24 protein-coding genes and 1 pseudogene are annotated in these 24475 nt (G+C 73.4%); 8 read left to right on the top strand and 17 right to left on the bottom strand.

All coding sequences use genetic code 11. The features are described 5' to 3' along the window. Together J7E94_RS29670 and J7E94_RS29675 are read right to left on the bottom strand one after the other, a co-directional pair. The coding region (locus tag J7E94_RS29670; protein WP_215019893.1) for a hypothetical protein at positions 1–915 on the bottom strand (915 nt) is incomplete at its 3' end. Between the two features lie 272 nt (positions 916–1187). Further along, a complete protein-coding gene (locus J7E94_RS29675) occupies positions 1188–1526 on the bottom strand; it encodes a plasmid stabilization protein (RefSeq protein ID WP_215019894.1) in 339 nt (112 codons plus the stop codon). A gap of 116 nt (positions 1527–1642) precedes the next feature. Here J7E94_RS29675 and J7E94_RS29680 point away from each other — a divergent pair, with 116 nt between their 5' ends. Then, the gene (locus J7E94_RS29680) at positions 1643–2038 is read left to right on the top strand and encodes a DUF6479 family protein (RefSeq protein ID WP_215019895.1); all 396 of its coding nucleotides are present in this window, start codon (positions 1643–1645) and stop codon (positions 2036–2038) included. A 115-nt stretch (positions 2039–2153) separates the two neighbouring features. Here the strand turns inward: J7E94_RS29680 and J7E94_RS29685 are convergent, their stop codons facing one another. Beyond that, positions 2154–3074, bottom strand: a complete 921-nt coding sequence (locus J7E94_RS29685) for an ATP-dependent DNA ligase (RefSeq protein WP_215019920.1) — start codon at positions 3072–3074, stop codon at positions 2154–2156. After that, a complete protein-coding gene (gene ligD, locus J7E94_RS29690; RefSeq protein ID WP_215019896.1) occupies positions 3074–3979 on the bottom strand; it encodes a non-homologous end-joining DNA ligase in 906 nt (301 codons plus the stop codon). Before ligD ends, J7E94_RS29685 begins: the two co-directional genes overlap by 1 nt. Positions 3980–4010: 31 nt before the next feature. On the opposite strand from ligD, the gene J7E94_RS29695 reads away from it, so the two are divergent. Continuing rightward, entirely contained in the window at positions 4011–5153 is a 1143-nt protein-coding gene (locus tag J7E94_RS29695) for a Ku protein (RefSeq protein ID WP_215019897.1), read from the top strand. Positions 5154–5525: 372 nt separating this feature from the next. Here J7E94_RS29695 and J7E94_RS29700 read toward each other — a convergent pair whose 3' ends face one another. After that, positions 5526–6332, bottom strand: a complete 807-nt coding sequence (locus J7E94_RS29700) for a nuclease-related domain-containing protein (RefSeq protein ID WP_215019898.1) — start codon at positions 6330–6332, stop codon at positions 5526–5528. A gap of 207 nt (positions 6333–6539) precedes the next feature. Here J7E94_RS29700 and J7E94_RS29705 point away from each other — a divergent pair, with 207 nt between their 5' ends. Further along, the gene (locus tag J7E94_RS29705; RefSeq protein WP_215019899.1) at positions 6540–7181 is read left to right on the top strand and encodes a hypothetical protein; all 642 of its coding nucleotides are present in this window, start codon (positions 6540–6542) and stop codon (positions 7179–7181) included. A gap of 310 nt (positions 7182–7491) precedes the next feature. On the opposite strand, the gene J7E94_RS29710 is transcribed toward J7E94_RS29705, so the two are convergent. From J7E94_RS29710 to J7E94_RS29720, 3 genes are all read right to left on the bottom strand, one after another. Next, the gene (locus J7E94_RS29710; protein WP_215019900.1) at positions 7492–7761 is read right to left on the bottom strand and encodes a hypothetical protein; all 270 of its coding nucleotides are present in this window, start codon (positions 7759–7761) and stop codon (positions 7492–7494) included. Positions 7762–7771: 10 nt separating this feature from the next. After that, entirely contained in the window at positions 7772–8485 is a 714-nt protein-coding gene (locus J7E94_RS29715) for a TetR/AcrR family transcriptional regulator (RefSeq protein ID WP_215019901.1), read from the bottom strand. 215 nt (positions 8486–8700) lie between these two features. Further along, a complete protein-coding gene (locus tag J7E94_RS29720) occupies positions 8701–9630 on the bottom strand; it encodes a diiron oxygenase (RefSeq protein ID WP_215019902.1) in 930 nt (309 codons plus the stop codon). A 169-nt stretch (positions 9631–9799) separates the two neighbouring features. On the opposite strand from J7E94_RS29720, the gene J7E94_RS29725 reads away from it, so the two are divergent. After that, complete coding sequence (locus tag J7E94_RS29725) at positions 9800–10906, top strand: ferritin-like domain-containing protein (RefSeq protein ID WP_215019903.1); 1107 nt, start codon at positions 9800–9802, stop codon at positions 10904–10906. A 942-nt stretch (positions 10907–11848) separates the two neighbouring features. Here the strand turns inward: J7E94_RS29725 and J7E94_RS29730 are convergent. Further along, positions 11849–13309 (bottom strand): penicillin-binding transpeptidase domain-containing protein, encoded by a 1461-nt coding sequence (locus J7E94_RS29730; RefSeq protein WP_215019904.1) that lies wholly within the window; start codon positions 13307–13309, stop codon positions 11849–11851. Beyond that, positions 13306–14679: an FtsW/RodA/SpoVE family cell cycle protein gene (locus J7E94_RS29735; RefSeq protein WP_215019905.1), complete on the bottom strand. Its 1374-nt coding sequence runs from the start codon at positions 14677–14679 to the stop codon at positions 13306–13308. The genes J7E94_RS29730 and J7E94_RS29735 overlap by 4 nt, the downstream gene beginning before the upstream one ends. A 96-nt stretch (positions 14680–14775) precedes the next feature. Here J7E94_RS29735 and J7E94_RS29740 point away from each other — a divergent pair, with 96 nt between their 5' ends. Both J7E94_RS29740 and J7E94_RS29745 read left to right on the top strand, forming a co-directional pair. Further along, complete coding sequence (locus J7E94_RS29740) at positions 14776–15183, top strand: DUF6325 family protein (RefSeq protein ID WP_215019906.1); 408 nt, start codon at positions 14776–14778, stop codon at positions 15181–15183. Then, complete coding sequence (locus J7E94_RS29745) at positions 15183–15641, top strand: SHOCT domain-containing protein (protein WP_215019907.1); 459 nt, start codon at positions 15183–15185, stop codon at positions 15639–15641. The genes J7E94_RS29740 and J7E94_RS29745 overlap by 1 nt, the downstream gene beginning before the upstream one ends. Positions 15642–15732: 91 nt before the next feature. On the opposite strand, the pseudogene J7E94_RS29750 reads toward J7E94_RS29745, so the two are convergent. Beyond that, a pseudogene (locus J7E94_RS29750) lies at positions 15733–15855 on the bottom strand (SDR family oxidoreductase); the annotation flags it as partial. Between the two features lie 17 nt (positions 15856–15872). Then, a complete protein-coding gene (locus J7E94_RS29755; protein WP_215019908.1) occupies positions 15873–16172 on the bottom strand; it encodes a hypothetical protein in 300 nt (99 codons plus the stop codon). Between the two features lie 86 nt (positions 16173–16258). Here J7E94_RS29755 and J7E94_RS29760 point away from each other — a divergent pair, with 86 nt between their 5' ends. After that, positions 16259–17479 carry a C40 family peptidase gene (locus J7E94_RS29760; RefSeq protein WP_215019909.1) on the top strand — a complete coding sequence of 407 codons (1221 nt, stop codon included), beginning with the start codon at positions 16259–16261 and terminating at the stop codon, positions 17477–17479. On the opposite strand, the gene J7E94_RS29765 is transcribed toward J7E94_RS29760, so the two are convergent. Genes J7E94_RS29765 through J7E94_RS29785 form a run of 5 tightly spaced genes read right to left on the bottom strand, consistent with a single transcriptional unit; the run spans position 17476 to position 23149 of the window. Beyond that, positions 17476–18732 carry a styrene monooxygenase/indole monooxygenase family protein gene (locus J7E94_RS29765; RefSeq protein WP_215019910.1) on the bottom strand — a complete coding sequence of 419 codons (1257 nt, stop codon included), beginning with the start codon at positions 18730–18732 and terminating at the stop codon, positions 17476–17478. The two genes, J7E94_RS29760 and J7E94_RS29765, sit on opposite strands and share 4 nt — an antisense overlap. Positions 18733–18740: 8 nt before the next feature. Continuing rightward, the gene (locus tag J7E94_RS29770) at positions 18741–19370 is read right to left on the bottom strand and encodes an ATP/GTP-binding protein (protein ID WP_215019911.1); all 630 of its coding nucleotides are present in this window, start codon (positions 19368–19370) and stop codon (positions 18741–18743) included. Further along, a complete protein-coding gene (locus J7E94_RS29775) occupies positions 19351–19740 on the bottom strand; it encodes a DUF742 domain-containing protein (RefSeq protein WP_215019912.1) in 390 nt (129 codons plus the stop codon). The genes J7E94_RS29770 and J7E94_RS29775 overlap by 20 nt, the downstream gene beginning before the upstream one ends. After that, the gene (locus J7E94_RS29780; RefSeq protein ID WP_215019913.1) at positions 19737–20213 is read right to left on the bottom strand and encodes a roadblock/LC7 domain-containing protein; all 477 of its coding nucleotides are present in this window, start codon (positions 20211–20213) and stop codon (positions 19737–19739) included. Before J7E94_RS29780 ends, J7E94_RS29775 begins: the two co-directional genes overlap by 4 nt. Then, on the bottom strand, positions 20210–23149 hold the full coding sequence (locus J7E94_RS29785; RefSeq protein WP_215019914.1) for a nitrate- and nitrite sensing domain-containing protein: 2940 nt from the start codon (positions 23147–23149) through the stop codon (positions 20210–20212). Before J7E94_RS29785 ends, J7E94_RS29780 begins: the two co-directional genes overlap by 4 nt. 422 nt (positions 23150–23571) lie before the next feature. Here J7E94_RS29785 and J7E94_RS29790 point away from each other — a divergent pair, with 422 nt between their 5' ends. Then, entirely contained in the window at positions 23572–24345 is a 774-nt protein-coding gene (locus J7E94_RS29790) for a protein phosphatase 2C domain-containing protein (protein ID WP_215019915.1), read from the top strand. Positions 24346–24475: the final 130 nt, after the last annotated feature.

A 24475-nucleotide genomic window follows, 5' to 3' on the forward strand; every position in this document is an offset into this window, starting at 1 on the left:
GTGCGCGAGTGCGGCCTCGATCGGGATCGTCTGGGTGGGCGGGTACTGCCAGGAAGCGGTCAGGTACCAGCGGCCGCGCTGCACGTCGTAGTGGATGCGGTAGGCCACCGACCGGTTCGCTTCGACACGGTCGGCCCACTCCGGTCCCCGGTGTGCGAAGCGCACCCGCGAGGTGAGGAGATACCGGCCGTGACCGGCGTTCGCCAGCCCGGCGAGCGGGGCGGCGAGCTTGATGCTCAGTTCGCCGTCGGGTGTGACGCGGACCGTCTCGTTGCCGAACCGCTTCCCGCTCTCGCCGTCCGCCTGGAGGAACCAGCGTTCGGTTTCCCAGCGTTCCCGCCACTGCGGTTCGGTGAGCTGCGCGGCCGCGAGATGGTGACGGGTGCCCAGAAGCCGTCTACCACCTCGTACGACTCGGACCCGCCCGGCTTCGCGGTCCGCCCGCACCGCATCGAGCCGGTCTTGAAGCACCTGCAGGCGGCGGGCCTTGGCGAACCACTCCCGCTTGCCCCGGTATCCGCCAGGGGCACGCTTGCTGCCCTTCTCCCCGACGGGCAGCGACAGCCGGTGCTCGATCGTCTTGACGCCTGCTTCGAGGCTCTGGACGTGCGCTGCCTGGCCGCGCCGGGCGAGTGCCCACTGGTCGTGGGTGGCCTTGGTGATCGCCCCGGCCCACCGCGACGACGACAGCGCCGTCAGCTCCCGCTTCCGGACCGCCCACGTGTCGCCGGAGTGCCCCAGCCGGTCCGCGCACCGCGTCTTGAGGTCCTTCGAGGCGAGCGAGCCCAGGTGCGCGCCCACCAGGGCCAGCACCTCCTCATCCCCAGCCGTCAGATCCTTCAGCCGGGTCCGTACCGCGACACCCGTGGGCCCGAGCGCGACGAACGGCGCCGACAACTCCCGCAACCCACCCACCACCCCTGCACCCACCCCGGTACCGAAAGAACCCATCCCCCACCCAACGACCACCCCCAACAAAGGTCACCCATTCGATGCAAGAACCTCCGTTCCCGCCCGGCATCGACCCACCACCACGGACGAGGCACTCACTAATCCACGCCAGAACACACTCAAACCCAGTCACCAGACAGCAGTTCCAACCCCTCGGGGCCTCGGGGCCTCGGGGCCTCGGGGCCTCGGGGCCTCGGGGCCTCGGGGCCTCGGGGCCTCGGGGCCTCGGGTCGAGCCTAGGAGCCGCCGTCCTTGCCCAGGGCGCGTTCGAGCTGGGCCTTGTTCATGTCCGAGCGGCCGTGGACGTTGCGGCGGCGGGCCTCCGCGTAGAGCTGGTCGTACGTGGGGCCCTGGGCGCCGGAGTGGGAGTGCAGGCCTCCGCGCCGGGACGAGGACATGTCCTCCAGGGACTCCTTGCTCGCGGTCTTGGACTCGCCCGCCCGGGCGCGCTCCTTGTTGACCGTCCGGGCGGCGATCTCCTTGGCCCGGTCCTCGGACTCGCCGCGCTGCTCGGCGCTCTCCTTGATGTGTTCGTACTGGCGTTCACGCTTGGGTGAAGATCCGCGGGGCGTCATGGCCGGCCTCCTTGACCGTTCGAGTGCCCGGTGCCCCTGTGCGTGTACCCCGGTTGCGGCAAAGTAGCGGGCCCCGAAATGCGCATACCGTACCGAAGTGCGCGAAAATGGTGTGTATGGACATGATCCTGAGCGTGGACCCGATCCTGACCGACATCGTGTGGTTCATCGTCGTCGGATTCGCCGTCGTCGGCATCCTGCTGGGCGGCTTCAAGCTGGGCCAGCGAGTCAGGGCCAAGGAGCCGCCGCCCCCCACCCCCGAGAGCCAGCCCCACCTGCCGAACGGCGGCGCGGTCCACGAGGTCCGCGAGGAGCGGGACCCGGTGGAGATCCCCGAGGGCGGCCTGCGGCCGCACGAAATGCAGGGCTACGGAAACTTCGGATCCACCACCTCCAGCCATCCGGAGGAGGTCAGGGCCGAACGGGAGGCCGGCTACGAGCCCGTGGAGGGGCCGGGTCCGCATCCCCAGCCCGGCGCTCCCCCCGACGCGGGGCGCGGTGCGCACTCCTGACACTGCCCCTGCTGCGCTGCTGCGCTGCCTGGACTCCCTGCAGTGCCTGCGCATCGGCTTCCGCGGCTGCCCCCGCTCCTGAACACCGGCCTCTGGCCCGCGCCTCCCGCGCGGGTCAGAGGTCCGTTCGCAGACGGAGCACCTCCGGCGGCGGGTGCCGGGCCGACGTGTGCCGGACCTCCGCCGCGAGCGGCGGGTCCAGGGGCCGGAAGGTGACCTCGCCGAGCCCGATCGCGGTCGCGGTGGCCGTTGCCGTGCCCGTGGGCGCAGCCGCAGCCGTGGCTTCCTGGGCCGTGGCCGCCGCCCGGGAGGCCACGATCCCCGCCACCTCCGCGCGCAGTGCCGCCGACAGAGGGCTCGACACCAGCGGCGTCTCGTCCCCGACCGGCAGGACGAGGACCAGGGCCAGCGGCCGGCGCGGGGTACCGGTGTAGCCGACCACCGCCGCGTCGCGCACGTCCGTGTGCCGCAGCTTCTGCCAGCCGCGCCGCCCGGCCGGGTAGGCCTGGTCCAGCCGCTTGACGACCAGCCCCTCGATGCCGCTGGCGGGCAGGGTCTCGTACCAGGTGGCGGCCAGCTCCGGGTCGGTCGTCATCGGCACCGGCTGCAAGGGCGGCCCCAGCGGCAGCAGCAGGTCCACGAGGAGGGCCCGGCGGCGCTCGTACGGGCGCCCGCGAAGGTCGAGCCCGGCCAGTTCCAGCACGTCGAAGGCGGCGTACGAGGCCGGCAGGCTCTGCGCCAGCACGGTGGCCCGCGCGGGCGTGGCCGCCGCCCGCCTCTGCACGAGGGCGAAGTCCGTACGGCCTTCGTGCCACACCACCACCTCGCCGTCGAGGACCGTCCCGGCAGGCAATTGCAGTGCGGCCGCCGCGAGATCGGGGAACGCGCTGGTCACGATCCGGCCGGAGCGGGCCTGGAGCGCCACGTCGGCCTCCGAGCGCACCACGACCATCCGGTGACCGTCGAACTTCGGCTCGTACGCCAGTCCCGCCCCCCGCGGCAGGGTGCGTACGGCGGCGGCCAGCGCGACGCGGATCACGACCGGGCTCCGCGCAGTCGGGGCAGCCTCCCGGCCCTGTCGAGGTCGGTCAGCGGGCCGAAGAGGTCCCCGTCACGGGCCAGGCGCGGCGCGATGTCGTCGGCGAGGAAGGCCAGGTCGGCGGGGCTGCCGCAGGCCTCGACCTCCTCCCAGGACACCGGCGCGGACACGGACGGGCGGGCCCGCGCGCGCAGCGTGTAGGGGGCGGCGGTGGTCTTGGCGGCGGCGTTCTGGCTGTGGTCCACGAGGACCTTGCCGGGGCGCAGGGCCTTGGCCATCCGGTGCACGACCAGGTCGGGGAGCTCGCGCTCGGCCTCCTGGGCGAGCTGCTTCGCGTACGCCGACACCTGCTCGGAGGGGACCGGTTCGAGCGGTACGGCCAGGTGCATGCCCTTGGAGCCGGAGGTCTTGGCGTACGCGTGCAGGCCGTCGGCGGCGAGCCGGTCGCGCAGCCAGAGCGCGGCGGCGCAGCACTCGACGACGGTGGCGGGCGGGCCGGGGTCGAGGTCGAGGATCATCCGGTCGGCCACGGCCGGGCTGCCGGCGGGCCACTGGGGGGTGTGGAACTCCACGACGAGGTTGGCGGCCCACATGAGGGAGGGCATGTCCGCGACGACCACCTGTTCGGCGGAGAGGTCCTCGGAGCGGGGCACCGGGGTGGTCTTCACCCAGGCGGGTGTGCCGGGCGGCGGATTCTTGGTGAAGAAGAGCTGGCCGTCCGGGCCGTCGGGATAGCGCAGGAAGGACAGCGGCCGGTTGTGGATGTGGGCGAGGAACGGGACCGCGACGGTGGCGTAGTAGTGGAGCACCTCGCCCTTGGTGAAGCCGGTCTCCGGATACAGGACCTTGTCGAGATTGCTGAGCGCGATGCGACGGCCCTCCACCAATGTGATCGGCGTCATACGATGAGATTGCCACGAATCAGGAGGAACCGTGCGATCCATTTGGAACGGGGCGATCTCCTTCGGCTTGGTCAGCATTCCGATCAAGCTCGTGAACGCCACCGAGAACCACTCGATCTCCTTCCGCCAGATCCACCTCGCCGACGGCGGGCGGGTCCGCTACCGCAAGGTGTGCGAGATGGACGGCGAAGAGCTGTCGACCGCCGAGATCGGCAAGGGGTACGAGGAGGCCGACGGGTCGATCATGCCGATCACCGACGAGGACCTGGCGCAGCTGCCGATCGCGACGGCGAAGACGATCGAGATCGTTTCGTTCGTGCCGGCGGAGGAGATCGACCCGCTGCAGATGGACGCGGCGTACTACCTGGCGTCGAACGGGGCGACGGCGGCGAAGCCGTACACGTTGCTACGGGAGGCACTGAAGCGGAGCCGGAAGGTGGCGATCGCGAAGTACGCGCTGCGCGGGCGGGAACGGCTGGCCATGCTGCGGGTCGTCGACGACGTGATCGCGATGCACGGGCTGTTGTGGCCGGATGAGATCCGGGCGCCGGAGGGGGTGGCGCCGGAGGGGTCGGTGTCGGTGCGGGAGGCCGAACTGGACCTGGCCGATGCGCTGATGGCCACGCTGGGGGAGGTGGAGATGGCCTCACTGCACGACGACTACCGGGATGCCGTGGAGGCGATGGTCGCGGCGAAGGCGGGTGGGGCGTTCGAGCCGACGGAGGCCGTGGCGGAGCCGGCCGGGGGGCAGGTGATCGACCTGATGGCGGCGCTGGAGAAGAGCGTGCGGGCGGCGAAGGCTTCGCGGGGGGAGGCGGGTTCCGAGGTCGGTTCGGAGGCCGGTTCCAGGTCCGGGTCCGGGTTCGGGTCCGGGGAGGAGGCGGGGGCGGAGGCGGAGGTGACGCCGATTCGGCGCAAGGCCAGAGCGGGGGCGGCGGCTTCGGTACCGAAGACGGTGGGCGGGAAGAAGTCGACGTCGGCGGGCGCGGAGAAGACGGCTTCGGCGGCTGCGAAGAAGACGGGGTCGGCCGCGACGAAGAAGACTGCGGCGGCGGCCGCGAAGTCGACCAAGTCGGCGGCGAAGAAGTCGGCTTCCGGGGCTTCGAAGAAGACGGCTGGGGCTGCGGCTGCGGGGAAGAAGGCTGCTCCGGCGCGGAAGCGGAGCTCCGCCTGAGGGCGGGCGCGAGCTGCGGCGGCGCCTCCTGGGGCTCCGCCCCAGACCCCGCGCCTCAAACGCCGGCGAGGCTGGATGCGCCGGGTGAAGCACGGCACGTGCGGCTCAAAGATCCGGGGCCCCGCCCCCACCCCGCGCCTCAAACGCCGGCGAGGCGGGACATGCGCCCGGCGAAGCACCGCACGTGCGGCCCAAAGATCCGGGGCCCCGCCCCCACCCCGCGCCTCAAACGCCGGCGAGGCGGGACATGCGCCCGGCGAAGCACCGCACGTGCGGCCCAAAGATCCGGGGCTCCGCCCCGTACGCCTCAAACGCCGGCGAGGCTGGAAGTGTCCCCGGCGAGGCTGGATAGGGCAGGGCATGGGCGGGTCGCTAACGCCGACGCCCAAACCAGGTGCGTAGGTCGCGGGCCGTCGTGAACAGGGCCTCGATGTCAGGGGCTTTGAGGGTGGTCGGGGATGCGGTGAGGTCTCGGGCGGCTGTCAGGGGCTGGAGGACGCTGATGTCGCGGACCGTGGGGGCGACCTCCAGGCGGGAGGGTTCGACCAGCGCCAGGGCCGGGGTGACGGGTGTGGTCAGGGCCGCAGTGGCGCGGGCCGCCGCGCGGCGGATCCAGCGCGGGTCCGGGCGGGGTTCGGCGCGGCCGACCGTGAGCAGGAGGTCGCCGACCACGGCGCGCTGGCGGCGGCCCGGGACCGTACGCACGCAGTAGACCCCGGCGGGGCCGATCAGCAGGTGGTCGATGCGGCCCATCCCCGGGAGCGGGACGCAGTGCAGGATCCGCCAGCCCTCCGCCTCCAGGGCGTCGAAGGCGTCCCCCATCCGCTGCTGGGCCGCCAAGTCCTGGCGGAGCCGGTGCCGGGCGCGGGTGCCCGCGGGGCCGTGGTCCAGTTCGCCCAGCAGGGTCTCGCCCGGGCGGTTCGGGGCCAGGTCCGCGTCTGGGGGCATGGCGAGGCCGACCAGGTCGGCCGCCGTGGGGACGGGCGGCGGGCCGATGGCGACCGTTCCGCTCAGGTACGGGCGCAGCACCCTCAGGATCGCCTCGCGGTGATCGTCCGCGAGGACGCTGATGCGGTTCGCCTGCCGGTCGTACCACGCCACCGCCTGCCCGTCGGGCAGGTTGACGTACAGCCGGCCGCGGCCGGGCCGGCCGCTCGGCAGCACCTTGAGTCCCCTCATGGCCCTCACCCCCGCCGTCCATGGGAGCAGCCCCGGCGCCACACGGCAATCCCCCGGGTGTGTAACGACTCCGACGGCACCCTGCGACACCGCTGTTACATGAACGGGGCTCTGCCGCAACGGCAGACGCATACGTTTGACCCGCCTGGACACCCCTGTACACCCCTGGACACGCCAGGGCCCGACCAACAGACCGAAGGGCTTCCCGTGAGCACCGTCAGCCGCCGCACTCTCGTTCGCGCCGCCGCCGTGACCGCATGCGCCGGAAGTCTGCTGGCGCTGCCCACCGCCGCCGCTCTGGCCGAGGGGGTGCCGGCGGCCTCGTCCGCGCACTCCGCCGCCCCGCAGCGGACGCTGGTCAGGAGCCTCTCGCTCGCCGACGGCGTCTCCACCGCGAAGGTCTACCGGGTCGCCAAGGACGCGTACCAGGCCGACATCCTCACCGCCGAGGGTGACAAGGCCATCACGCTGACCAGTCGTGACGGCGCCACCTCCGTCGGCGACGCCGGGGATCTGCACGCCGCGCTCGACGCCGGCGGGCGGCTGACGACTTGGGTCGGCGACACCTCCGCGCCGGGCGCTGCCCACGGGGTCGCGGGGGACGGCCACAAGACCGGCACGCGCAGCGGCCACATCATGCCTGCCTCGGCGCCGAAGGGGGCGGGTAGCGAGTCGCGTACGCCTACGCGTACGGCCGCCGAGGGCCCGGCCGACGTGCAGCGCCTGAAAACGCTGGCCGACGGGCCGGGGGACGGCATCCTGCTGCTCGCCGCGGGCGGCGGCATCGCGGCCGTCGGCGCCGCCGGGCTGGGCTTTGCGATGCTGCGGCGCGGGCGTACCGAGGGCTGACGCGCGGCCGCGGGTAAAGGGGCGCGGCGCGCCCGGCCGCGTAGGGCAGCGGCCTGCCGGCCGCCCCGGACCCCGCGCCTCAAACGCCGACGAGGCTGGGTCGGCCTCCGCCCGGCCCCCTCGGTAGTGCCCTGGCGGGCGAGCTTCGCGGGGCCGGCGCCGGCAGGGCAAAATCCAGGAGGAGCGGGGTACGGGGGCGGAGCCCGGGATCCAGCCCCGTCGGCGCTTGAGGCGTGGGGGTCTGGGGGCGGAGGCCACGGTTCGGGAAAGGGCGGGGTGGGGGAATGGCTCCGTGCAGCGGGACCCGGGGTCAGGGGCGGGGCGGCTTCGTCCAGGGCCAGCGGGGCTTCGGTTTGCGGCCCGTCGGGACGTGGCGGTACTTCCAGCCCTGCTGGAGGCCCAGCCGCTTCGAGTAGCCCGCCGGCACCCGCTCGTAGAGCAGCACCGTCGGTGGCCCCCCGTCGGGCGCCGGGACCGGGATCTCGTACCACTTCGGCGGGTGGCCGGTCGGGCCGAGGAGGATCGGGAGGACCCGGCCGTCCATCGGGCCGCCCTCGAAGGGGGTGGGTTGGCTTCTCACCCCACCAGTGTCACAGCAGGTGGGCCGCCTCGGAGACCACCGGGATCACGCGCCGGGCCAGGACCCCGACCGGCCCGTCCGCCGCTTCCAGGGCGAGTGCGGCGCGGGCGGCCTCGGCGGTTTCCGGGTCCGTGGCCGCGGTGGCGGTCAGCAGCGCGATGAACTGGTCCACCAGCCAGTCCCGGAGGGAGCCGACCTCTGGCGTCTTGCCCTCGTCGATCCAGATGAGGGACGCCGCCTCGACCGCGGTGATCCACGTACGGACCATCATCCGCAGCCGGGGGCCCGGGTCGGGGACCCCCAGGTGGACGAGGATCTGCGCGGCCGCGGCCCGGCGGATGCCGTCGACCGTCGCCGTCGTGCGCGAGGTCTCGACGACGCTGCCGCCCTGGAGGAGGGCCGCGAAGCCGGCGTCGTGCTCGTCGACGAAGGCCAGGTAGCGGTCGAGGGCTCGGGTCAGGCGCTGGGTCAGGGGGCCCTGCTGCGGCTCGGCGAAGCACAGTTCGAGGAGGTCGGCCGCCGAGCGCAGGGCCGCCTCGTAGAGCTGCTGCTTGCCGCCCGGGAAGTAGCGGTAGACGAGCGGGCGCGAGACCCCGGCGACCTCGGCGACATCGTCGAGGGAGACCTCCTCCGGCGCCCGGTGCGCGAACAGCGACAGGGCGGCGTCGAGGAGTTGGGCTCGGCGCTCCTCAACGCTCAGCCTGCGGTAGGCGCGTACGGTCATGCCCGCAGCGTAGACGACACCCCCAAGGCGGTCCCTTTCGGATCTTGCTCCCCCGGCTGGTGCTGGGAGGTGCCCCCGGGCCCGCGATGCCTGGCACCACACCCGGTCGCGTTGTCGGGGCGCCCGAGTGCAGCCAGTGCGCGGGCGCCCCTCCGCCGTGCCATGCAGGGCCCCGGACACCGCGGGCTCGGCCGGCGAGATCCGAAGGAGACGGCCTACGCGAGGAGCCCCGAGCTCTTCCACAGCCTGCGGCCGGCTCCGCGCAGTATGCCGATGTCGTCGAGGAAGTCGGTGAGCCGCTTGGCGCCGGTCTGCATGACCTCGCGCCGGTGCCCGCTCGCCTTGACCTGGGCGACGGCCTCGCGCCGGTCCAGGCCGATGTTCTCGTAGACCGTCGGATTGACGAAGGCGAGCGAGAAGACGCGGGCGGCCTCGCCGCAGCTGATCCTGGTGAGTTCCTGTTCCCAGCGCGGGGCCGTCAGCATCTGGCGGCGCAGTTCCTCGCGGGCGTACCGGACGTGGCGCGCCTCCTCGATGACGTGGATCCGGGTCACGCCGCGGACGAGGGGCTGGACGCGCTCGTCCGGGAAGGTCAGGCGCTGCATCCAGTCGAGGATCTCCTCGCCGAGGAGGGTGCAGGCGAAGGAGCCGGGGGTGGTGGAGATCGTCTTGAGGACGCGGGCGAGGTTGTGGTTGACGCGGGAGACCGGGTAGGCGGGGGCGCCGGCCTTCTGGATCATGCGGGCGAACATCATCGAGTGGCGGCACTCGTCGGCGATCTCGGTGAGGGCGTAGCGCACGTGGTTGCTGGTCAGGGACTTGTCGTAGATGTGCCGGACCAGGAGCTGCATGAGGATGATCTCGAACCAGATACCGAGCGAGCCGAGCGCCGCCGCCTCGTGGCGGGAGAGGTCGATGCGCTGCTCCTCCCCCATCTTCTTCCACAGCGGGGTGTCGTAGAGGGAGAGCAGTTCCGGCGGCCAGTAGTACTTGCCCTCGATCGCCGGGGCGTCCCAGTCGAGTTCCTTGTCGGGGTCGAAGGAGTGTTTGGCGGAGGATTCGAGCAGCCGTTCGGCGATCTGCTCGCGGTCCTTGAGCAGGCCGAGTGCGTCCCTCAGCGCGGTTCGATCGGTCGCGGTCGTCATGGCTTGGGATACCTCGCTCATTGGGTTGCCGGCGGTCACTGCTTATGAGACTGCCTGTCAGCAAGGTCGTCAATCCCCCGCGCACGACTTGTTGACCCCGCGTCTACCAACGTGTGACGCTGCCAACTGTCCAGTCCTGCACGGCGGTACGTGAGACGAGGAGGCGTCCGTGTCGACGCACGAGCTCTACACCAAGGACCCGGGCGAGGGCGTCTGGCAGATCCCCGCCTCCGGTTCGGCCCGCTTCAGCTGGGAGTACGACGGGGGCCGCGAGCGGCTCCTCGCGCTCTACCAGAAGGGCAAGGACAAGCAGTGGGACGGTGCCAAGCGCATCGACTGGGACATCGAGGTGGACCCGTACGATCCGCTGGGCACCCCGGACGAGGTGCTGACGCTGTACGGGACGCGGCACTGGGCCAAGCTCACCGAGAAGGACAAGGGCGAGCTGCGCCGGCACTACAGCGCCTGGCAGTTCAGCCAGTTCCTGCACGGCGAACAGGGCGCGATGGTGTGCGCGGCGCGCATCGTGGAGTCGGTGCCGGACCTGGACGCGAAGTTCTACTCCGCCACCCAGACCATGGACGAGGCCCGGCACGCGGAGATCTTCGGGCGCTTCCTGCACGAGAAGGTCGGGATGCTCTACCCGGTCAACGACAGCCTCCAGGAGCTGCTGGGCGACACCCTGCGCGACTCGCGCTGGGACATGCCGTACCTGGGCATGCAGGTGCTGATCGAGGGGCTGGCGCTGGCCGCCTTCGGCATGATCCGCGATACGACGGACAAGCCGCTGCCGAAGCAGATCCTGGCGTACGTGATGCAGGACGAGGCGCGGCACGTGGCGTTCGGGAGGATGGCGCTGCGGGACTACTACCGGCAGTTGACGGACGCCGAGCTGCGGGAGCGGGAGGAGTTCGTGATCGAGGGCTGCTACCTCATGCGGGACCGGCTGCGCGGGGTGGAGGTGCTGGAGAACTTCGGCATACCGAAGAAGGAGGCGGAGCAGTTCAGCGAGCAGTCGGAGTTCCTGCACCTTTTCCGGAAGCTGCTGTTCAGCCGGATCGTGCCGTGCGTGAAGGACATCGGGCTGTGGGGGGAGCGGCTGCAGAAGGCGTACCTGGAGATGGGCGTCTTCGAGATGGGGGACTCCAGTCTGGACCTGCTGATGAGCCAGGACGAGGAGATTGCGGAGGCGCTTGATCGGGAGCGGTTTGCGGCGGAGGAGTCGGAGCGGGTGGCTGAGGTCCGGGCCGCCATTGCCGAGGGCGGCCTCGCCTGACCGCCCCTTTGCGCGGGGTGCCGCCCGCCCCGCCCCTTCCCGGCAGTACTGCATGTGCGGCTCCGCCGCGGGGTGGGCTCCGCCCCCGGGCCCCCGCGCCGGGCTGGATGTGCCCGGTGTGCCTGGGTAGGTGCGGCTCAAAGATCCGGGGCTCCGCCCCGCACCCCGCGCCTCAAACGCCGGCGGGGCTGGATTTCGCCCGGTGTGGCCGGCTGTGCCCGGTGTGACTGGGTGGGTAGGTGCGGCTCAAAGATCCGGGGCTCCGCCCCGTACCCCGCGCCTCAAATGCCGGCGGGGCTGGAATTCGCCCGGCCAGGGCCTGACGTGATCGGCCGAGGCCGGATTTTGTCCGGGCCGGGCGGTTTGCCGGGCGGGGCCGGGCGGTTTGCCGGGCGGTTTGCCGGGGGGCCGGACGGTTTGGCCGGGGGCGGGGACGGGGTGGGGTGTTGTCCGGGACGTAAAACGTGATGTGTGGCGCGCACGCGGCCCGTACAAGCCGATCCCGCCAGGGCGCCATAAATCATGAGTCCCGGACGGCACCCCACCCCGGCCCCGGCGCCGGCCCGCCCTCCGGAAGCCCCCGCCAGGGACACCGCCGAGCCCCCCCAGCAGGGGGACCGGGCGAGCCCCACCCAGCCTCGCCGGCGTTTGAGGCGGGGGCCCGGTTGGAGCCCCGGGCGGAGGCACGGGGGCCAAGGCAGGGCCCCGCGCGGAGGCCCGGGGCCAAGGCAGGGCCCCGCGCGGAGGCCCGGGGCCAAGGCAGGGCCCCGCGCGGAGGCCCGGGGCCACGGCAGGGCCCCGGGCGGAGGCGGGGGGCCAAGGCAGGGCCCCGCGCGGCCGGGCGGAGGCGGGGGGCCAAGGCAGGGCCCCGCGCGGCCGGGCGGAGGTGCGGCCGGGCGGAGGTACGGCCGGGCGGAGGTGCGGGGTCGGGGCCCGGCCCGGTCACCCGCCGGGCAGCGCCGCCTCCATCACCGCCCGGGCGATCGGCGCAGCCGCCAGGTTTCCGCTGATGTCCCCGCGGTCCGCCGCCGCGTCCTCGACCACCACCGCCACCGCGACCGCCGGCAGCGGAGCGCCCTCCGCCTTGGCCCAGGAGATGAACCAGGCGTACGGGGTACCCGCGTTGCCGACCCCGTGCTGCGCGGTGCCGGTCTTGCCGCCGACCACCGCGCCCGGGATGGCCGCGTTCTTCCCCGTCCCGTTCTCCACCACCTTCTCCATCAGCTCTTGGAGCCGCAGGGCGGTGGCCGGGCTCATGGCCCAGCCCAGGCTGCGCTGGACGCCGCGCCGGACCGGGGAGCCGTCGTCCTGCGTGGTGCGGTCCACCAGGTAGGGGGCCTTCAGCTCCCCGCCGTTGGCGACCGCCGCCGCGACCATCGCCATCTGGAGCGGCGTGGCCTTGGTGTTGAACTGGCCGATCGAGGACAGCGCCAGCTGGTCCTGGCTCATGTCGGTGTCGAAGTTCGACCGTGACACCCACGCCGGCACCCGCAGCCCGTCGTCGTTGAAACCGAACCGCTGCGCCGCCTCCACCATCCCGCGCAGCCCGACCCGCACCCCGATCTTCGCCATCACCGTGTTGCAGGACCACTGCACCGCCTCCGCCATCGAGGCGTCCTGGCAGCCCGTGGCCGCGTTCGGCAGCAGGGTGCTGGTCCCGGGCAGCGGGTAGGGGTCGGGGGTCTCGGTCGGCGCGTCCACATCGGTGACCACGCCCGCGTCGAGGGCGGCCGCCGCGGTCACGATCTTGAAGGTGGAGCCGGGCGGGTAGGTCTCGCGCAGCGCCCGGTTGAGCATCGGCTTGGCGGGGTCCGCGTTCAGCCGCGCCCAGGCCTCCTTGACCCGCGTCCCCGTACCGGAGAGCTCGCCGGGATCGTACGAGGGGCTGCTGACCAGCGCGAGGATCTTCCCGGTGGCCGGCTCGAGGGCGGCCACCGCGCCCCGCTTGCCCGCCAGCCCGGTGTACGCGGCCCGCTGCACGCCCGCCCGGATGGTGGTGGCGGCGTTCCCGCCGGCCGGGCGGCCGCGGGAGAGTTCGTACCAGAGCGGGAAGGCGGACAGCCCGGGGTCCGTGCCGGACAGGATCGCGTCCTCGGCGCGCTCGATGGAGCTGGTCCCGTACGTCTGGGAGGAGTAGCCGGTGACGGGCGCGTAGAGCGGGCCGTTCTTGTACGTGCGCTCGTAGCGCAGGAGTTGGCCGCTGTCGCGGGAGCCGGTGACGGGCCGGCCTTCGACCAGGATGTCGCCGCGCGGCTCGGCGTACCGCTCGATGGCGGGGCGCTTGTTGGCCGGGTTCGCACCGTAGGCGGCGGATTCCCAGAGCTGCACGCGGGCGGTGTTGACGAGCAGGGCGACGAGCAGGGCGGCGCAGAAGTACGCGCACCAGCGGATGTAGCGGATCACGCGGCGGCCTCCTGCGGCTCCGGTTCGGGCCTGCGGGCGCTGTCGCTGAGCCGGACCAGCAGCGCGACGATGATCCAGTTGGTGACGACGGAGGAGCCGCCCTGGGCGAGGAAGGGCATGGCCATGCCGGTGAGCGGGATCAGCCCGGTGACGCCGCCGGCGATGACGAACACCTGGAGCGCGACGATCGAGGCGAGGCCGGTGGCGAGCAGCCGGCCGAAGGGGTCGCGCAGCGCGAGCCCGGCGCGGAAGCCCCGGGCGACGAGGAGCCCGTAGAGGAGCAGGATCGCGGCGAGGCCGGCGAGGCCGAGCTCCTCGCCGGCGGTGGCGAGGACGAAGTCCGATTTGGCGGCGAAGCCGATGAGGAAGGACTGGCCCTGGCCGAGGCCGGCGCCGAGCAGGCCGCCGGCGCCGAAGGCGAAGAGGGACTGGGCGAGCTGGCCGGGGCCCTCCCCGCGCTCGATGGAGGCCAAAGGATTCAGCCAGTCGTCCACGCGGCTGTGCACGTGCGGCTCGAAGGTCCCGACGGCGTACGCGCCCACCCCGGCCAGGAGCAGGCCGATCGCGATCCACCCGATCCGCCCGGTGGCGGTGAACAGCATGATCACGAACAGCCCGAAGAACAGCAGCGAGGTGCCCAGGTCCCGCTCCAGGACCAGCACCCCGACGCTGAGCAGCCAGATCGTGAGGATCGGGCCGAGGACGCGGCCGGGCAGCAGGCGCAGCTTCCAGAAGAGCCGGCGTCCGGTGAGGGCGAGGGCGGTGCGGTTCGCGGCGAGGTAGGCGGCGAAGAAGACGGCCAGCAGGATCTTGGCGAACTCGCCCGGCTGGAAGGACAGTCCGGCGAACCGGATCCAGATGTGCGCGCCGTTGACCGCCGGAAAGAAGACGGGGATGAGCATCAGCAGCAGGGCGGCGGCGACGGAGAGGTACGCGTAGCGCTGGAGCGCGCGGTGGTCGCGCAGCACGGCGACGACGAGCACGAAGAGGGCCATCCCCAGGCCGGACCACAGGAGTTGGCTCCCGGCGGTGAGGCGGGCCGGGGTGGTCGCGTCGAGGCGCTGGATGAGGACGAGGCCGAGGCCGTTGAGGAGGAAGGCGATCGGCAGTACGAGCGGGTCGGCGTACGGGGCCCCGAGGCGGACGGCGAGGTGCGCGAGCAGCGCGGCGATGGCGAGGCCGGCGGCGTAGCGGGCGGCGGAGGGCGGGATGTGGCCGGCGGTCGCGAGGCCGACGGAGAGGTGGCCGAGGACGGAGATGAGGACGGCGCCGGCGAGGAGGGTCAGCTCGACCCCGCGGCGCTTGGGGGCGCGGGCGTCGGGGGGTGGTGGCGGGGCGGGCTCCGCCACCTTCGCCGTCAGAGCGCTCATGGAGGGAAACGTAGCAAGCAGGGGGATGATATGTCCGCTTATGCCATAGTGTGCCGAAGAGTCGTCACAAACGGTCGGAATCAGGAGCCGAACCTTATGGGACCTGTGGAATTCATCGTCCTCGCCTTCCCGGAAGAGCAGCTTCGGGTGCCGGCGGTCGAGGCCGTGATGGGACTGAGGAAGACCGGGGTGGTCCGGCTGATCGACGGGCTGGTGGCGACGCGGACCGCGGGCGGGGAGGTGCGGGCGGCGGAGTTCGACGAGTTCCTGGAGCTACGGGGCCTGCTGACGGGCCGGGACGCGGTGCGGCTGATCGGCGCGGAGGACGTGAAGGAGGCGGCGGAGCTGCTGGAGCGCGGCAGCTGCGCGCTGCTGCTGGTGGTCGAGCACGTGTGGGCCGAGGACGCGGCGATCGCCGTACGGGCGGCGGGCGGCCGGATCGTGGGCTCGGTCCGCATCCCGGCGGACCGGATCCCTGCGGACCCCCGGGCGGGGGTGGCCTGATGTTCATCCGGCCGGTCGGAGTAACGGTCCACGGAGCCCAGCGCCCGGCGGGCCACCCCTTGCTGCAAGGCCTGCTGGCCCGGGCGGCGGGCGCGGCGGAGTCCACGGCGGGCGCGGTGCACCCGGGAGAGCCACCCCGCCGGGGCCTGCTGGCCCGGGCGGTCCAGGCGGCGGAATCCCGGCCGGAACCACCCCCACCGGCGAAGCCGGACCGGGACCGGGACCGGGAGCTGAGGAAAGCAGAGCCGGCCGAACCGGAGCCGGCGGAACCGGAGCCGGCGGAACCACCGGCCCCCCTCCCCCAGGACGCCCACCCCCCGGAGCACCCGCACACGGGCGAGGCCGTAGCCCCGGCCCACCTGGTGGCGGAGCTCACCCAACTGGCCGACCTGGCCCGGGAGGGCCTCCTGACGCCCGAGGAGTTCACCGCCGCCAAGGCCCTCCTACTGCACGGCTGACGCGGCGGCACAAGAGAGGGTGCCGGGGCTCCGACCGAGCCGACTACCGGCCTCACCCCGGCCGGAGGGTGACGGCGTACGGCGCTCCCGGTCAGGCAGCGGCCCCGCCGTCGACGACCAGGTCGCTGCCCACCATGGAAGCGGCATCCGGCGAGGCCGGATACAGCACCGCTGCCGCGACCTCGGCGGTGGAGGAGATCCGCCCCAGCGGCACCGCGCCCTTCAAGCGGGTCACGTCCGCGGTGACCGCGGCTGCCGTGAGAAGTCCGTACGCGTACGGGGTGCGCGGTGCCAGACCCCGTACGCGTACGGGGTGCGCGGTGCCAGACCCCGTACGCGTACGGGGTGTGCGGTACCAGACCCCGTACGCGTACAGGGTGTGCGGTACCAGACCCCGTACGCGTACAGGGTGTGCGGTGCCAGACCGGTGAGCGCGAGCAGCGCGAGACCCGCCGCGGCGGCCGCGAGCCCGGAGGTGGTGACGGCCGCCGCCCCGATCCCCAAAGCCCCCGCCCGACCGTCTGCCCCCATCCGAGTGACCCCCGCCAGCCCCGCCGCTCCGTTGGGCGATTTGTCATACCGGGCGTGGCAGCATCGGCCGTCTCGGAGGTGATCACATGTCACATCGGCCGCTTCGTGCCGCCTGTATCGCCGCGGTGCTGCTCATGACCGCGTCCGCCCCCGGCGTCCACGCCGAACCCGCGGCACCCGCACCCGCACCCGCACCCGCACCCGCACCCGCGGAAAACGTCGGCGTCCTCCTCACCCGCCTCCAGGGCCTCTACCAGAAGGCCGAGGAGGCCTCCGAGGCCTACAACGCCACCGAGGAGGCGCTCACGTCCCGGCAGAGCGAGGAGCGGCGGCTCGCCGCCGAGCTCGGCAAGGCCCGTACCGCCCTCGGATCCGAGAAGGCCGTCCTCGGGCAGTTGGCCCGGGAGCAGTACCAGGGCAGCCGCGGCTTCTCCCCGTACGCCCGGATACTGCTCGCCGAAGACCCCCAGGCCGCCCTGGACCAGCGCCGCCTCGCCGCCCGTGAGGGCGCCCGCCGGGCCGGCGTACTCAACCGGCTCACGCGCGGCGAGAAGGAGGCCGGCGCGCTCGCCGCGCGGGCCCGCAAGGCCCTCGACTCCCAGCAGACCCTGGCCGCGCAGCAGAAGCGGCACAAGGACGAGGTGAGCCTCCAGCTCAAGGAGGTGGAGCGGGTGCTGGCCTCGCTCACCGCCGAGCAGCTCGCCCGGCTCGGCGCCCGCGAGGCCGAGGACACCGCCGCCGCGCAGCGCGCGCTGGTGGACTCCGGCCGGCTCCCCACCCGCACCGGTACGCCCACGGCCGCCGGCGGCGCGGCCCTCACCTACGCGGCGGCCCAGATCGGCAAGCCGTACGTCTGGGGCGCCGAGGGGCCGACGTCCTTCGACTGCTCCGGGCTGACCTCGCAGGCCTGGGCGCACGCCGGCCGCAGCATTCCGCGGACCAGCCAGGAGCAGTGGGCGCGGCTGCCGAAGGTGCCGCTGGACCGGCTGCGCCCCGGGGACCTGGTGGTCTACTTCCCCAAGGCCACCCACGTCGCCCTGTACGTGGGCGAGGGCAAGGTGATCCAGGCGCCCCGCCCGGGCGCCCGGGTCAAGGTCTCGCCCCTCGCCGCCAATCCGCTCCTCGGTGCCGTACGCCCGGACCCCGCCGGCACCCCGCTCCCGCGGTTCACTCCCCCGCCCCTGCCCGAGGCGAGCGCGGGGGACACGACGGACACGGCGGGCACGGCCGCGGGGGACGACGACACCGGCTACTCCTCCGAGGAAGCCCCCCACGCCGCGGAAGCCGAATCCGAAGCCGATTCCTAAGCCGAGGAACCCGACACGGACGCCGCGGCCTCCGCCAGGTAGTCCGCCGCGTCCTCGGGGTCGTAGAAGTACGCGTCGAAGTCGGCCGGGTTGTCGAAGCCGTTGGCGAATCGATCCGCCACCGGCTGGAGCTGCCCGGCCGCGCCGATCAGGTTCAGCACGTGCTCCGGCGGCACGCCCAGCATCGCGTTCGTCCACTGGGTCACCGGCTTGCCCGTGGTGAACCAGTACTTGTCGAAGGTCGCCTTCATCCACGCCTCGTCGAACGGGCTGTCGCCGTGCATCAGGATCGAGGAGAGGTACGAGGCCGCGCACTTGGCGGCGGAGTTCGAGCCCTGTCCGGTGATCGGGTCGTTGGCGACGACCACGTCCGCGACACCGAGGACGAGCCCGCCGCCCGGGAGCCGGCCGATCGGCTTGCGGACCACCGGCGCGTAGCGGCCCGCGAGGGTGGCGCCCGCGTCCGTGAGCTCCACCTCGGTCGCCCGCGCGTACTCCCACGGCGTGAACTTCTGCATCAGCTCCAGCGTGAGCGCCAGGTGCTCGGCCGGGTCCTTGACGCCGTTGAAGACGTCCAGCGGACCGCCCGGGACGCCCTCCCAGAACAGGATGTCCGCACGCCCCGAGGTGGTGAGGGTCGGCATGACGAACAGCTCGCCGACGCCCGGGACCAGGTTGCAGCGGACGGCCTCGGTCTCCGGGTGCTCGGGGCGCGGGCCGAGCCCGTGCACGTACGAGACCGCCAGCGCGCGCTGCGGGGCGTCGTACGGGGAGCGCGCCGCGTCCCGCTCGAACATCGACACCAGCTCGCCCTTGCCGGCGGCGACCAGCACCAGGTCGTACGTACGGGAGAAGTAGTCCAGGTCGGCGACCGAGGCGCCGTGGACGACCAGCTGCCCGCCGCGCTGGGCGAAGGCGTCGAGCCAGCCCGCCATCTTCACGCGCTGGTCGACGGACTGCGCGTGGCCCTTGAGGCGGCCGAGCCAGTCGACGGCGCGGCCGGCGTCGGGGGCGGCGACGGACACGCCGAGGCCCTCGATCTTCGGCGCCTGCTGCTCCCAGAAGTTGATCTTCAGGTCGCGCTCGTGCTGGAGGGCCGTGTCGAACATGCACTGCGTGGACATCACCCGCCCGGTGCGGATCTCGTCCGCGGTCCGGTTGGACATGAGGGTGACCTCGTACCCCTTCGCCTGGAGTCCGAGGGAGAGCTGGAGGCCGGACTGGCCGGCTCCGACGACGAGTATCTTGCGCATGCGGTTCTCTACTCCGGTGTGGTGTCGAGGGCGTGGCCCACAAGGGTCAGCAGGGCTTCGATGACCGTGTGGCGGCGCCGGGCGTCCATGATCACGACGGGTACGTCCGGCGGGATGGTGAGTGCCTCGCGCACGTCCTCGGGCTCGTACGAGGCCGAGCCCTCGAAGTGGTTGACGGCGACCGCGTACGGCAGCCCGCAGCTCTCGAAGTAGTCGAGGGCGGGGAAGCAGTCGCGCAGCCGGCGCGTGTCGGCCAGCACGATGCCGCCGATGGCGCCGCGCACCAGGTCGTCCCACATGAACCAGAACCGCTCCTGGCCCGGGGTCCCGTACACGTAGAGGACGAGGTCGTCGTCGAGGGTGACGCGGCCGAAGTCCATGGCGACGGTGGTGGTGTGCTTGTCCGGGGTCCCGGTGAGGTCGTCGGTCGGGACGCTCGCCTCGGTCATCAACGCCTCGGTGCGCAGCGGGGCGATCTCGGAGAGGGAGGAGACGAAGGTGGTCTTGCCGACGCCGAAGCCGCCCGCGACCAGCACCTTGACGGCGACGGGCGCGCGGGAGCGGTCGTACTGCCAGGGCTGGACGGGCTCGTCCTCCACGGCCGACGGCACCGGACGGTCAGAGACGGCGAAGGCCACCGAGCACCCTTTCGAGCAGCGCGCGTTCGGGGCGGCCCGTGCCGTGGCCCGTCCCGTAGACGCGGATCCTTCCCTGGTCGGCGAGGTCGCTGACGAGGACGCGGACCACGCCGAGCGGCAGCTTCAGCAGCGCCGCGATCTCGGCGATCGTGCGCATGCGACGGCAGACCTCGACGATGGCGGGCATCTCGGGCATGCGGTCGGGCTTCTGCGGCTGCGACGCCTTGGTGTCCAGGGCGGCGACGAAGGTCTCCACGTGCAGGACCTGCGTGAAGCGGGTCCGGCCGCCCGTGAGGGAGTACGGGCGGACGCGGGCGGGGCGGCGCTCGGCGCCGCGTATCGGCAGCCGGTCGGAGGCCGGACTCCTCACGGGGTTTTCTCCATCGACTGGCGCAGCTCGCTGCGGACTTCGGGGGTCAGGACGTGGCCGGCGCGGCCGACGAACAGGGCCATGTGGTAGGCGACGACGCTCATGTCGCAGTCGGGGGAGGCGTGCACGCCCAGCAGTGAGCCGTCGCTGATGGCCATGACGAAGAGGGAGCCGTGCTCCATCGCCACCATGGTCTGTTTGACGGAGCCGCCGTCCATGAGGGCGGCCGCGCCGGTGGTGAGGCTGCCGAGGCCCGAGACGATGGTGGCCAGGTCGGCCGAGGCGCCCCGGGGGCCCTTGGCGCGGGGCTCCTTGGGGGAATCCGCTCCGGGGTCGGAGGACAGGAGCAGCAGCCCGTCCGAGGAGACGACGGCGACGGAGTTGACGCCGGGTACCTCCTCGACCAGGTCGGTCAGCAGCCACTGCAGGTTGCGGGCCTGGGTGCTCAGTCCGTACGTACTGGGCGCGGTCATGTGCGTGCCTCCTGTGCGGTGTCCCCCTGGTCGGTGTTCCCCTGCCCCCGGTCCTGCGCGTGGTCCTGGTCCCGGTCCGGCCCGTGCTCCCGGTCCCGTTCGAGCTCGGCGGCGACGACGCGCCGGCCGTCCTGGGCGCCCTGGTAGAAACCGCCGAGGCGGCGCCGCAGTTCGTCGGCGTCTACGCGGCGCGGCGGCTCGGCCGGGGCCGGTGCGTCGTCCGCGCGGCCGCCGGCGGCCACGGAACGCGGGGTCCGCTTCGGCAGGCCCTTGTCGGTGACGGCTTCGACGGCTTCGACGGGGTCGGCGGGGTGGCTGCCCTGGCGGGGGAGCCAGTTCCCCTCGGCGGCGGCGTGGGTGTGCGGCTCCGGCTCCGGCTCGGTTTTCCGTACGTCGGCCACGGGCGCGGCATCGGACACCGCGTCCGCGTCCGCCGGGCCGGGGTCAGGCGCCGTGAAGGCCCCGGGTTCCGCGTCGGGCACGACCCGCGCGAGGAGCTGCTGCTCGGGACCGGGCCCGGCCGGAGCCTCCGCCGCCGGGGCCGGCACGGTGAAGACCTGGTCGGCGGGGGGCAACGGCCCGTCCACCGGCGCGGCATCCGGAACCTCGGGCACCACACGGGCCAGGAGCTCGGCGGCCGGCTCCTCGGCGGCAGCCGGGGGCGGCTCGGCCGCATCGTCGGCGGGCCCGGCGAACTCAGCGGACTCGGCGGACTCGGCGAACTCAGCAGCGCCAACGGCCCCCACGGCCCCGGCCACCTCAGCCGGCTCTACGGACCCTTCGGCCTCCGCCGCCTCCGGCAGCACGGCCTCCACCGCCGGATTCCCGGCTCCGCGCGAGCGGCTCGGCAGGGTGTTCTCGTTCGCCTCCGCGATCGCGCCCGGCAGGTGCAGCGCGGGCACACCCTGTGCGCCCGGCACGCCCAGCGCATGCACCGGGGAAGCCGGCGGGGTGGCGGGCAGGAGGGCCGCCGGGACGACGACCAGCGCCTCGGTGCCGCCGTGCCGCGGGGCGCGCAGCTCCGCGGTGACCCCGTGCCGCGCCGCGAGCCGGCCGGCCACGTACAGGCCGAGCCCCAGCCCGTGTTCCGCCTCGGGTTCCTCGTCGTAGGCCTCGGGGGTGGACAGCCGGGCGTTCAGCGATTCCAGCCGGTCCTCGGTGATCCCGATGCCCGAGTCCACGACGGACAGCACGACGTCGCCGGAGTCCAGCAGCCATCCGGAGACCTTGACCTTGGCCTCCGGCGGCGAGAAGGTCGTCGCGTTCTCGAGCAGCTCGGCGAGCAGGTGCGAGATGTCGTCGGCCGCGTGCCCGGCCACCTGGGTGTACGAGGGCAGCGCGGCCAGCTCGACCCGCTCATAGCGCTCGATCTCGCTGACGGCGGCCCGCATGACGTCGACGAGCGGGACCGGCAGCCCCGGTCCGTGGCCGTGCTCCTGACCGGCCAGGACCAGCAGGTTCTCGTTGTGGCGGCGCATGACGGTCGCCAGGTGGTCCAGCTTGAAGAGGGTCGCGAGCCGGTCCGGGTCCTGCTCCTTGGACTCCAGCTCCTCGATGACCGCGAGCTGCCGCTCCACCAGGCCCAGGGTCCGCAGGGACAGGGAGACGGAAGTCGTCGACATGATGCGGCGGTGCTCTTCCAGCCCGGCCCGCAGGTTCGTCAGCTCCTCCTCCAGGACCTCCCGGCTCGCGTTCAGCGCCTCGTTGCGGCCGATGATCCGGCGCCGGTCGGCGTCGAGTCCGGCGATCCGGGTGTGGAGGGAGACGGTCTGGTCGCGCACCGCGTTCAGGTGGCGTACGACCTCGGCGAACTCGTCGTTGCGGCCCGTGAACCGCACCGGCTCCACCGAGCCCTCCGGCGTCGCCAGCCGCTCGGCGCCGCGGCGCAGGACGGACAGCGGCCGGGTCAGCGAGCGCGCCACGGCGGTCGAGAAGCCCACGGCGACGAGGAACAGGACGCCCATCAGCGCGACCATCGTCTCGAGCCGGGTCACGTCGTCGTCGCGCAGCGAGGCGAGCGCGGAGGCGCGCTGGCCGGCCAGGGTGGACTCCACGGACCGCATCCGGTCGAGGCGGGCGGTGAGCGCGGAGCCGACGGCGGCCCCGTCGGTCTTGCGGTCGGCCGCCGACAGCGTGGGCCGGTCGGTGAGCCGCTTGAGGTGGTCGTCGGCCGCCTTGACCTCGGGGCCGGTGACGGTGGCGGCGAGGGTCTGGCGTACGTCGGGGCGCGCGGCCCGCGCGAAGTCGTCCAGGGCTGCTTGTTCCCGTACGCGCGCACGCTGGGCGGCGGTGGTGAGCTCGTCGACCACGGCGGAGTTGGGGGGCTGGTCGCCGCGGGGGACGGCCAGCGCGGCGAGCAGCAGTCCGCGGGTGGCCGAGGCCTGTTCCACGGCCTGGCCCAGCGGGGCCAGCGGGCGGGTGGTGGCGAGGGCGGCCTCGGCGCGCGGCGGGGTCAGCTCGGCGAGCCGGTCGCCGGGGGCGAGGAGTTCCGTGATGACGCCGGCGTAGGCCTGGTGGGCGGCGAGGGCGCTGCCCTTGCCGTCGACGGCCTCGGTGCGGACGGCCTGGATGCGGCCGAGGGCGCGGGCGGTCTCCTCGTCGGCCACGGCCTGGACCTCGGCCAGCTGCCGGTCCGTGCGCGCGGCGCGCTCCTGGACGGCGGCCTTGGCCCCGCCGGGACGGCCCTTGGCCGCGTACTCGACGGCCGCGTCGCGCTCGTCGCCGAGGAGGTGCGCGAGGGTCAGGGTCTGGCTGTTCTGTTCCGCGAGGGTGACCAGGCGCTGGGAGTCGCTCAGTTCCCGCGTCGCGGAGACGACGGCGGGGGCGCCTGCCGCGAGGACGGTGAGGCCGGCGACGGCGACGCCGACGACCAGCCTGCGGCGCACGCGGACGCGGCGTCCTGCGGGGGCCGGGCCGTCGGTGGCGGTGCCGTTCATCCGAGACCGCTTCTTCTGCACCGGTGCTCGCAATCCTGTACGTGTGCTCTTACTCGTCTACTCGTGTGGCCGAGGTAACGGCCGGTCAACAAGTAAACGCCCCCCGCCTCCTCGTACCGCCATCGACCTTTGCAGTGCGATGGGGAGAGAGCCGCACATCGCCCACCCGGCCACTCGAACGAGTGAACATCACGGATGAGTTGGCGACCAACTCGGACACGTGGTGTCAGATGCACTTCCGTGGACAGGTGGTTGAAAGATCGATGCGGGCTTTGGCAGTATGCCCGCCCACATTCCGCTTGGCGCCCGAAAGGCCTTCGAACGGCCTCCCGCTGCCTGGCGGGCGGAGAGGGCTCCCTCCCTCTCTCCCATTGGTACGGACCTGCCCGCGTGCGGCGCGCCCCGACCGGCAGAATGCCCGTATGCGCATTGACCTCGCCTCGGCCCCCGGCCACCCGGAACGCCCCAATGAGGACTGGCTGTCGGCCGCGATCCCCGCTTCGGGCGGCGGCGTACTGGTCGCCCTGGACGGGGTCACGCCGCCGCGCGGCGAGGACGGGTGCGTCCACGGGGTGCCGTGGTTCGCGGCCCGGCTCGGCGGCCGATTGACCGAACTGTCCGGATCGCGGCGGGACATGCCGCTGGACCGGATCCTGGCGGAGGCCGTCCGCGCGACGGCCGACGCGCACCGGGAGACGTGTGACCTTTCTCACGTCCGCACGCCGCAGGCGACGGTGGTCGTGGTCCGGTGGGACGAGGCGTACGTGGAACACCTCGTGCTCTCGGACTCCGTACTGCTCCTGGAGGGGCCCGGGGGCGAGGTGACGGCGGTGCTCGACGACCGGCTGGACCGGATCCCGCGGCAGGCGCTGGGGTCGGTGGCCGCCACGGACGCCCTGCGGAACGCGGAGGGCGGCTTCTTCACGGCGGCCGCGGACCCGGCGGTGGCGGCCCGGGCGGTGACGGGGCGGACGCCGCGGGAGCGGGTCCGGGCGGTGGCCGCGCTCACGGACGGGGCGAGCCGGTGGACGGACACCTTCGGGGAGGGCGACTGGGCTCAGTGTCTGGCGGTGCTGCGGAAGGAGGGCGCGGAGGGGCTGATCGGCCGGGTCCGCGCCCTCGAGTCCGACCCGGACCGGCCGCCGGCCCGGTACAAGCGGCACGACGACGCGTCGGCGGCCTACGCGGAGCTGTAACGCCGGGCGGGCGCCGGGGCCGGGACCGGCACCGCCGGGGCTGCGGCTCCGGGGGGCGTCAGCACCGCCGGGGCCGGGCGTGCGCCGGGGCACCTCCTCGGGCACCGAACGTGGCCAGGGGCCGGACGGT

It is taken from the genome of Streptomyces sp. ISL-94 (assembly GCF_018614075.1).
Lineage (GTDB): Bacteria > Actinomycetota > Actinomycetes > Streptomycetales > Streptomycetaceae > Streptomyces.

Coding starts and splice junctions, on each gene's coding strand:
- J7E94_RS29790 (WP_215019915.1), top strand. CDS start 23,572: ATGCGCATTGACCTCGCCTCGGCCCCCGGCCACCCGGAACGCCCCAAT.
- J7E94_RS29760 (WP_215019909.1), top strand. CDS start 16,259: ATGTCACATCGGCCGCTTCGTGCCGCCTGTATCGCCGCGGTGCTGCTC.
- J7E94_RS29735 (WP_215019905.1), bottom strand. CDS start 14,679: ATGAGCGCTCTGACGGCGAAGGTGGCGGAGCCCGCCCCGCCACCACCC.
- J7E94_RS29785 (WP_215019914.1), bottom strand. CDS start 23,149: ATGAACGGCACCGCCACCGACGGCCCGGCCCCCGCAGGACGCCGCGTC.
- J7E94_RS29720 (WP_215019902.1), bottom strand. CDS start 9,630: ATGACGACCGCGACCGATCGAACCGCGCTGAGGGACGCACTCGGCCTG.
- J7E94_RS29765 (WP_215019910.1), bottom strand. CDS start 18,732: ATGCGCAAGATACTCGTCGTCGGAGCCGGCCAGTCCGGCCTCCAGCTC.
- J7E94_RS29780 (WP_215019913.1), bottom strand. CDS start 20,213: ATGACCGCGCCCAGTACGTACGGACTGAGCACCCAGGCCCGCAACCTG.
- J7E94_RS29700 (WP_215019898.1), bottom strand. CDS start 6,332: ATGAGGGGACTCAAGGTGCTGCCGAGCGGCCGGCCCGGCCGCGGCCGG.
- J7E94_RS29740 (WP_215019906.1), top strand. CDS start 14,776: ATGGGACCTGTGGAATTCATCGTCCTCGCCTTCCCGGAAGAGCAGCTT.
- J7E94_RS29745 (WP_215019907.1), top strand. CDS start 15,183: ATGTTCATCCGGCCGGTCGGAGTAACGGTCCACGGAGCCCAGCGCCCG.
- J7E94_RS29680 (WP_215019895.1), top strand. CDS start 1,643: ATGGACATGATCCTGAGCGTGGACCCGATCCTGACCGACATCGTGTGG.
- J7E94_RS29675 (WP_215019894.1), bottom strand. CDS start 1,526: ATGACGCCCCGCGGATCTTCACCCAAGCGTGAACGCCAGTACGAACAC.
- J7E94_RS29715 (WP_215019901.1), bottom strand. CDS start 8,485: ATGACCGTACGCGCCTACCGCAGGCTGAGCGTTGAGGAGCGCCGAGCC.
- J7E94_RS29755 (WP_215019908.1), bottom strand. CDS start 16,172: ATGGGGGCAGACGGTCGGGCGGGGGCTTTGGGGATCGGGGCGGCGGCC.
- ligD (WP_215019896.1), bottom strand. CDS start 3,979: ATGACGCCGATCACATTGGTGGAGGGCCGTCGCATCGCGCTCAGCAAT.